Annotated in this window: 8 protein-coding genes; 3 read left to right on the top strand and 5 right to left on the bottom strand. The window is 65.6% G+C overall.

What is annotated here, in order from left to right:
- Positions 1–69: 69 nt before the first annotated feature.
- From HNR30_RS15690 to rpmH, 5 genes are all read right to left on the bottom strand, one after another.
- A complete protein-coding gene (locus HNR30_RS15690; protein ID WP_220133590.1) occupies positions 70–573 on the bottom strand; it encodes a Jag family protein in 504 nt (167 codons plus the stop codon).
- A 15-nt stretch (positions 574–588) separates the two neighbouring features.
- Positions 589–1,533, bottom strand: a complete 945-nt coding sequence (gene yidC, locus HNR30_RS15685) for a membrane protein insertase YidC (RefSeq protein WP_181610581.1) — start codon at positions 1,531–1,533, stop codon at positions 589–591.
- A gap of 4 nt (positions 1,534–1,537) precedes the next feature.
- Positions 1,538–1,801 carry a membrane protein insertion efficiency factor YidD gene (gene yidD / locus HNR30_RS15680; protein WP_181611111.1) on the bottom strand — a complete coding sequence of 88 codons (264 nt, stop codon included), beginning with the start codon at positions 1,799–1,801 and terminating at the stop codon, positions 1,538–1,540.
- On the bottom strand, positions 1,801–2,157 hold the full coding sequence (gene rnpA, locus HNR30_RS15675) for a ribonuclease P protein component (protein ID WP_181610580.1): 357 nt from the start codon (positions 2,155–2,157) through the stop codon (positions 1,801–1,803). Before rnpA ends, yidD begins: the two co-directional genes overlap by 1 nt.
- Positions 2,158–2,219: 62 nt before the next feature.
- Positions 2,220–2,357: a 50S ribosomal protein L34 gene (rpmH, locus tag HNR30_RS15670; protein ID WP_181610579.1), complete on the bottom strand. Its 138-nt coding sequence runs from the start codon at positions 2,355–2,357 to the stop codon at positions 2,220–2,222.
- A 474-nt stretch (positions 2,358–2,831) separates the two neighbouring features.
- Between rpmH and dnaA the strand changes: the two genes are divergently transcribed.
- The 3 genes from dnaA (at position 2,832) to gnd (ending at position 7,044) form a co-directional block, all read left to right on the top strand.
- Positions 2,832–4,349: a chromosomal replication initiator protein DnaA gene (gene dnaA, locus HNR30_RS15665; RefSeq protein WP_181610578.1), complete on the top strand. Its 1,518-nt coding sequence runs from the start codon at positions 2,832–2,834 to the stop codon at positions 4,347–4,349.
- A 514-nt stretch (positions 4,350–4,863) separates the two neighbouring features.
- The gene (dnaN, locus tag HNR30_RS15660; protein WP_181610577.1) at positions 4,864–6,000 is read left to right on the top strand and encodes a DNA polymerase III subunit beta; all 1,137 of its coding nucleotides are present in this window, start codon (positions 4,864–4,866) and stop codon (positions 5,998–6,000) included.
- A gap of 108 nt (positions 6,001–6,108) precedes the next feature.
- Positions 6,109–7,044 carry a phosphogluconate dehydrogenase (NAD(+)-dependent, decarboxylating) gene (gene gnd / locus HNR30_RS15655; protein ID WP_181610576.1) on the top strand — a complete coding sequence of 312 codons (936 nt, stop codon included), beginning with the start codon at positions 6,109–6,111 and terminating at the stop codon, positions 7,042–7,044.
- Positions 7,045–7,176 lie beyond the last annotated feature (132 nt).

The following is a 7,176-nucleotide window of genomic DNA, read 5'->3' as shown; positions in this document are numbered from 1 at the left end:
CGGGAGGAGACAGGGGAAACGAGAAACCGCCGGTATCCACAGGGGATACCGGCGGCACGCGAGCGGGCGTCAGGCAGGCATGACCACGACGAAGCGGTTCGGCTCCTCGCCCTCGGACTCGCTGCGGAGTCCGGCGGCGGCGACCGCGTCGTGGACGATCTTGCGCTCGAACGGCGTCATCGGCTGCAGCGACCGGGGCTCGCCGAGCTTGGCGACCTGGGCGGCGATGTCGGAGCCCAGCTTGGACAGCTCGGCCCGGCGCTTCTCGCGGTAGCCGGAGATGTCGAGCATCAGCCGCGACCGCTCCCCCGTCTGCCGGTGCACGGCCAGGCGGGTGAGCTCCTGGATTGCCTCGAGGATCTCACCGGCCGGTCCCACCAGGTCGTGTCCCTTGACACCGACGATCGACACCATCGCGCGGTCGCCCTCGACATCCATGTCGATGTCGCCATCGATGTCGGCGATGTCAAGCAGCCCCTCGACGTAGTCGGCCGCGATCTCACCCTCCTGTTCGAGGGCGTTGACATCGGGCTTAACCTGCTCGGCCTCGGTCACTACAGGCCTCCCCTTCATGATCTAGCGCAGAGTCTAGGACTTCTTGCTGCCCGAGCGCTTACTACGGGTCTGCCTGGACGGCTGGTTACGGACGGCCTTGGGCTCCTCGGCGGCGGGAGCCTCGGCCGGAGGGGCTTCCTCGACGACGGGCTCGCTCTTCCTGAACTTCGACAGCAGGCCGGGCTTCGGCTGGTGCGGGATCAGGCGGCCCTTGTCGTCGAACTGGGGCATCGGGTGCCGCGTGTAGTACCAGTGCTGCTGGCCGAGAGTCCACAGGTTGGTGGTGACCCAGTAGAGGATGAGGCCGAGCGGGAAGTTCAGGCTGAAGAAGGCGAACAGCGGGCTGATGTACATCAGGATCTTCTGCTGCTGCGCCATGGGGTTGTCAGGCATCTGGGCCATGGAGCGGGTGACGCTCTGCCTGACGGTGAGGAAGGTGGTCAGCGAGCTGACGGCCACGAAGAAGCCGATGATGACCTTGCTGGTCACGCTGGTGGTGGAGAAGAAGGTCTCGGAGATGCCGGCGCTGAAGACGTGGGCCTCACGCGCGCTGGCGACGACCTCGGGGGGCATGCCGAAGACGTTCGTACGGTTCACGTCGGCGATCGCGTTGAGCACCGTGAACATCGAGATGAAGATCGGGAACTGCGCCAGGATCGGCAGGCAGCCACCCAGGGGGTTGGCCCCGGCGCCCTGGTAGAGCGCCATGACCTCCTGGTTCATCCGCTGCTTGTCGTTCTTGTACCGCTTGCGGAGCTCCTGAACCTTGGGAGCGAGCTCCTGCATCTTCTTCGACGAGCGCATCTGCTTGAGGAAGAGCGGGAAGATCAGCAGCCGCATGAACACGGTCAGCGTGACGATCGTCAACACCCAGTTGAGACCGCTGTCGGGGTTGATGAACGTGCCATATGCCTGGTGAATCCAGGTGATGACTTGTGCGATGGCCGTATAGAGCCAATTCAGCCAGCCGAACTCCACCGAGCTAGCTCCCTTGCGTTTCGTGGGACCGTGGGGGCACCGGGTCGAGGCCTCCAGGATGGAAAGGGTGGCAGCGCCCGATGCGCCGGACGGTCAGCCAGGTGCCCTTCAGAGCACCGTGTACGGCTATCGCTTCCAGTCCGTATGCGCTGCACGAGGGGTAGAAGCGGCAGCGTGGACCGAGCAGCGGGCTGATGAACGCCCGGTAGAACCGGATCGGGGCAATGAGGACCCGGGCGGGGAGGCCGGGCTCCGCAAGCTGCTCCATCATCTCTGTCCATCCGTCGAGCGCCGTCTGAGCACTCGATCCAACGCGAGGTCGAGTTCGGCGCCCAGTTGCTCGTACCGCGCGGAGGCGGCAGGCGGGTTGGCGCGTACCACCAGCAGGCTACCTCTTGGGAGGCGGTCGAGACGCTCGCGGATCAGGTGTCGGAGCCGCCGCTTGACCTTGTTCCTGATCACGGCGTTTCCGACGGCCTTGCTCACTACGAATCCGACCCTTGGTGCCTCTTCCCCGGAATCGGTCAGATGCACCACGAGGGTCGGACGGCCGGCACGGGTTCCCCGTTTGACCGCAGCCGTGAACTCCGCACCACGGCGCATTCGGGACTCGGGCGATAGCACGATAGACACCTATCGCCCGCCGGCACACTGCACCGGCGGGCGATCAAGTCAGTGGCCGGGGGTCAGGCCGACAGAACCGCGCGACCCTTGCGGCGGCGCGCGGCGAGGATGGCGCGGCCGGCCCGGGTACGCATGCGCAGCCGGAAGCCGTGGGTCTTCGCGCGGCGACGGTTGTTCGGCTGGAAAGTACGCTTGCTCATCGGGTGGGCTCCAGGGCTTAAAAGTGCGCCCTCGCCAGGTGCAAGGACGCTTGACACTCATGGTTGGCCGGCCGAAGTCGCGAGGGCATGACGAAGAACCGTCGCGCGCAAGCCGACCGTCGTACGTTACGGGGCGATCCCGCCCCAGGTCAAACCGAGACAGGTTATCCACGAATCCACAGGCGACTTTTCCACCGGCACAGCTAGGTCAAGAGTATGTGCATCCAGCTACCACTACGCTGTGGACAACGTCTTGAACACAGGTGTGCACAAGGTTACTGTCGGCCATTCCCAGGGCCTATGGGGCTGTGCACAGGTTGTGGATCTCCTGTGGAGTCAGTGTGGACTCCCACCTGTGGACATCCACCGCCGACGACCTTCGGGGCGCAGGTCGCATGTGGATAACAATCGCGGGGGGCCGCGACGGAGAGGGAGGGAGCCGCACATGTGCAGCACCTCGGTCAAGGAGCTTCCATGACCGGCGGAGACCTCGGTCCGATCTGGCAGCGCGCGCTGGAGAACTTCCTCGACGAGAGCGTGCCGATCCAGCAGCGCACCTGGCTGTCGATGGTCCGCCCGATCGCACTGGCCGACGACACGATCGTCCTCGGCGTCCCCAACGACTTCATCAAGGACCTGATCGAGCGCAAGCTCCGGGCCCTCGTCGCGCACGCCCTCTCCCAGGAGCTCGGGCGACCGATGCGGCTCGCCGTACTGATCGACACCACGATCCCCGACCAGCCGGTCGCTCCTCCCCAGCCTGTGGCTCCGAGTTATCCCCAGGGTGTGGAGCCACCCCGTGAATATTCACAGCCGCCGCAACCCCAGCACTACCAGGCCCCGGAGCCTCCGCAGTACTACTCTCCACAGCCTGAGCCGCGGCCGTCGTCCACCGAATATCCACAGCCTCAACCACAGAACAGGTGGGAGGCCAAGAGCAACAAGCCGAGCGAGTCGGCAAGGCTCAACCAGAAGTACACGTTCGAGACCTTCGTCATCGGCGCCAGCAACCGTTTCGCCCACGCGGCGGCGGTCGCGGTGGCCGAGGCGCCGGCCAAGGCGTACAACCCGCTGTTCATCTACGGCGACTCGGGCCTGGGGAAAACCCACCTGCTGCACGCGATCGGCCACTACGCACAGTCTCTCTATGACGGTGCGCGGGTTCGCTACGTGAGCTCCGAGGAGTTCACCAACGACTTCATCAACAGCATCCGCGACCACAAGGCCGACGGTTTCCGCAGCCGCTACCGGGCGATCGACATCCTGCTTGTGGACGACATCCAGTTCCTGGAGGGCAAGGAGCAGACGCAGGAGGAGTTCTTCCACACCTTCAACACGCTCCACAACGCCAACAAGCAGATCGTGATCTCCTCCGACCGCGCGCCGAAGCAGCTGATCACGCTGGAAGACCGGCTGCGCAACCGGTTCGAGTGGGGTCTGATCACCGACGTCCAGCCGCCCGAGCTGGAGACGCGCATCGCCATCCTCAGGAAGAAGGCGATCCAGGAGGGCCTGGCCGCGCCGCCCGAGGTGCTGGAGTACATCGCCTCGCGGATATCCACAAACATCCGTGAGCTGGAGGGCGCCCTCATCCGGGTCACCGCCTTCGCCAGTCTGAACCGGCAGTCTGTGGATCTCCAACTGGCCGAGGTGGTCCTGAAGGACCTGATCACCTCCGACTCCGGTTCGGAGATCACGATCGCCGTGATCATGGCGAAGACCGCCGAGTACTTCGGCATCTCCATCGACGACCTGTGTGGAAGCAGCCGCAGCCGGGCGCTGGTGAACGCGCGGCAGATCGCGATGTACCTGGCCAGAGAGCTGACGGACCTGTCACTTCCGAAGATCGGCCAGCAGTTCGGCGGCCGCGACCACACCACGGTCATGCACGCGGAGCGCAAGATCCGCTCGCTCATCGCCGAGCGCCGCTCGATGTACAACCAGGTCAACGAGCTGACGATGCGTATCAAGCAACAGTCGCGCAGTTCTTGATACACACCCTGTGGATAACGCTGTGGATCAGCAAAACCCCGAGATTTCCGGGGTTCGGGGCGATCAAGATCGGAAAATTCGTACACAGAGGCTGGGGATAAGTCTGCGGAAAACCTGAGGAGAACTTGTGGGCAACCGGTGGATGACTTGGGGACGCCCTGTGTGAACAAGTTCCACCCCGCCTAAAGGATCTCTCTACCCCGTGGACAACCGGTGGAAACCTCGTGGATAACCAGTGGATGAAGACCCCCAGATCTGGGGAAGGCCTGTGGGGAACGCTGCGTTGTCCCCAGGCCGCGCAGTCTTCCCCAACGTCCACACACAGCGACGGTGGATGAAAACCGGGGGCTTGAGCTGCGGAAACGCGGGATATCCACAGTATCCACCGCCCCTACTGTGAAGACCAGATATCTCTCTTACAAAGAAACTCAAGACCCATAGAGGGGTTCCGCCCGTCCAGAGGTGCGGGAGAGTGAACACTTGAATCAGCAACGAGACCAGGAGGTTGATCACCGTGATGTTCCGAATCGAGCGAGACGTCCTCGCTGAGGCGGTGGCATGGACGGCACGCAGCCTCCCTGCCCGCCCGTCCGTCCCCGTTCTGGCAGGTATGCGCCTGGAGGTGACCGAGGAGCAGCAGCTGAAGCTGTCGGGCTTCGACTACGAGGTCTCGGCCGAGGTGACCCTTGAGCCACAGACCGGCGAACCGGGTGTGGTGCTGGTCTCCGGCAAGCTGCTCGCCGAGATCACTCGCGCGCTTCCCGCACAGCCTGTGGATTTCGTGGTCGAAGGCCCTAAGGCCGTCGTCACCTGTGGCAGCGCCCGCTTCACCCTGCTCACCATGCCTGTGGAGGACTACCCCTCCCTGCCGGCGATGCCCCCGGCGGCCGGGCGGATCGGCGCCGACGTGTTCGCCGCCGCCGTGGCCCAGACCGCGGTCGCCGCCGGTCGTGACGACACGCTGCCCATGCTCACGGGCGTGCGCATGGAGATCGAGGGCGACACCGTCACCCTGGCCGCCACCGACCGCTACCGCCTCGCCGTACGCGAACTGAAGTGGAACCCCGGCCAGCCCGACTTCTCGGCCATCGCGATGGTGCCGGGCAAGACGCTCGCCGACACCGCCAAGGCGCTCGGATCCACAGGCGCTGAGGTGGAGATCGCGCTCAGCTCCGCGGGCGGCACCGGCGAGGGCATGATCGGCTTCTCCAGCGCCGGCCGCCGCACCACCACCCGCCTGCTCGACCCGGAGTTCCCCAAGTACCGCTCGCTGCTGCCGACCGAGTTCGCCGCCAAGGCGGAGTTGTCCACAGGCCCGTTCGTCGAGGCCGTGAAGCGTGTGGCGCTGGTCGCCGAGCGCAACACGCCTGTACGGCTGGCCTTCCGTGGCGGCGAGGTCGTGCTGGAGGCGGGCAGCGGCGACGAGGCCCAGGCCGTCGAGGTGCTGCCTGTGGACTACGAGGGCGACGAGATGAACATCGCCTTCAACCACCAGTTCCTGCTGGAGGGACTGGGCGCGCTCGACTCCGACCGGGCCAGGCTGCAGATGACCACGTCGACCAAGCCCGCCATCCTCACCGGTGGAAAGCCCGTGGACGACGGAACTCCCGACTACCGCTACCTCATCATGCCCATCCGCCTGTCGAGCTGATCTATCCACCGCCCTGTGGATAAACCATGGGGACACGCGTGGGAGGATGCCTGCCGCCGGTATGGGCAGAGGCTTGAGAGATGATGGTCTCCTTAGGGGGAGGTACACATGCAGATCGGCATGATCGGGCTGGGCAAGATGGGTGGCAACATGGCCGAGCGGCTGCGCCGCGGTGGTCATGAGGTCGTCGGATACGACCGCAATCCCGACATCAGCGACGTCGGGAGCCTGAAAGAACTCATCGAACGGCTCCAGGCGCCACGCGCGGTATGGGTGATGGTGCCCGCGGGCGCGCCCACCCAGGCGACGATCAACGAGCTGGGCGAACACCTCTCCCCCGGCGACCTGGTCGTCGACGGCGGCAACTCCCACTATGTGGATGACCAGAAGCACGCCGCCGAGCTGGCCGAGCGAGGCATCGGCTTCGTCGACTGCGGTGTCAGCGGCGGCGTGTGGGGCCTGCAGAACGGCTACGCCCTCATGTGCGGCGGCACGACCGAGCACGTCGCGCAGGTCATGCCGATCTTCGAGACGCTCAAGCCGGAGGGCGAGGACGGTTTCGTCCACGCCGGCGACGTCGGCGCGGGCCACTTCGCCAAGATGGTCCACAACGGCATCGAGTACGGCATGATGCAGGCCTTCGCCGAGGGCTGGGAGCTGCTCGAGGCCTCCGACATCGTCAAGGACGTGCGCGGATCGTTCTCGAGCTGGCGCACCGGCACGGTCATCCGCTCGTGGCTGCTCGACCTGCTGGTGCGGGCGCTCGACGACGACGAGCACCTCGACGAGCTCAAAGGTTATGCACAGGACTCCGGAGAGGGCCGCTGGACGGTGCAGGCGGCTGTGGACCACGCGGTCCCGCTGCCGGTGATCACCGCCGCGCTGTTCGCCCGGTTCGCCTCGCGGCAGGACGACTCGCCGGCGATGAAGGTGGTCGCGGCGCTGCGCAACCAGTTCGGCGGGCACGCTGTGACGTCGACGGCGGGGTCTGTGGAAAAGGGCGCCGACTCCCCCGGTGCCGACGTCACGCCGCCGGTGGTCTGAGGCGTCTGCCGGGTCCGAGTGTTTCCGGCGGGCGGCTCGCTTGTACGGTTGCCCGCCGTACCTCGCTTGTGCGGCTGCCCGCCGTACGTCATAGCGTTTTCCACAGGTAGGCACGTCGGTGACCCACGTGGT

It is taken from the genome of Nonomuraea soli (assembly GCF_013761175.1).
Classification (GTDB): Bacteria; Actinomycetota; Actinomycetes; order Streptosporangiales; family Streptosporangiaceae; genus Nonomuraea; species Nonomuraea soli.
This window is presented reverse-complemented; position numbering and strand designations above follow the sequence as displayed.

Excerpts from the sequence above, each read along its gene's own strand:
- HNR30_RS15690 (WP_220133590.1), bottom strand. The coding sequence starts at position 573 with ATGAAGGGGAGGCCTGTAGTGACCGAGGCCGAGCAGGTTAAGCCCGAT.
- yidD (WP_181611111.1), bottom strand. The coding sequence starts at position 1,801 with ATGGAGCAGCTTGCGGAGCCCGGCCTCCCCGCCCGGGTCCTCATTGCC.
- rpmH (WP_181610579.1), bottom strand. The coding sequence starts at position 2,357 with ATGAGCAAGCGTACTTTCCAGCCGAACAACCGTCGCCGCGCGAAGACC.
- dnaA (WP_181610578.1), top strand. The coding sequence starts at position 2,832 with ATGACCGGCGGAGACCTCGGTCCGATCTGGCAGCGCGCGCTGGAGAAC.
- gnd (WP_181610576.1), top strand. The coding sequence starts at position 6,109 with ATGCAGATCGGCATGATCGGGCTGGGCAAGATGGGTGGCAACATGGCC.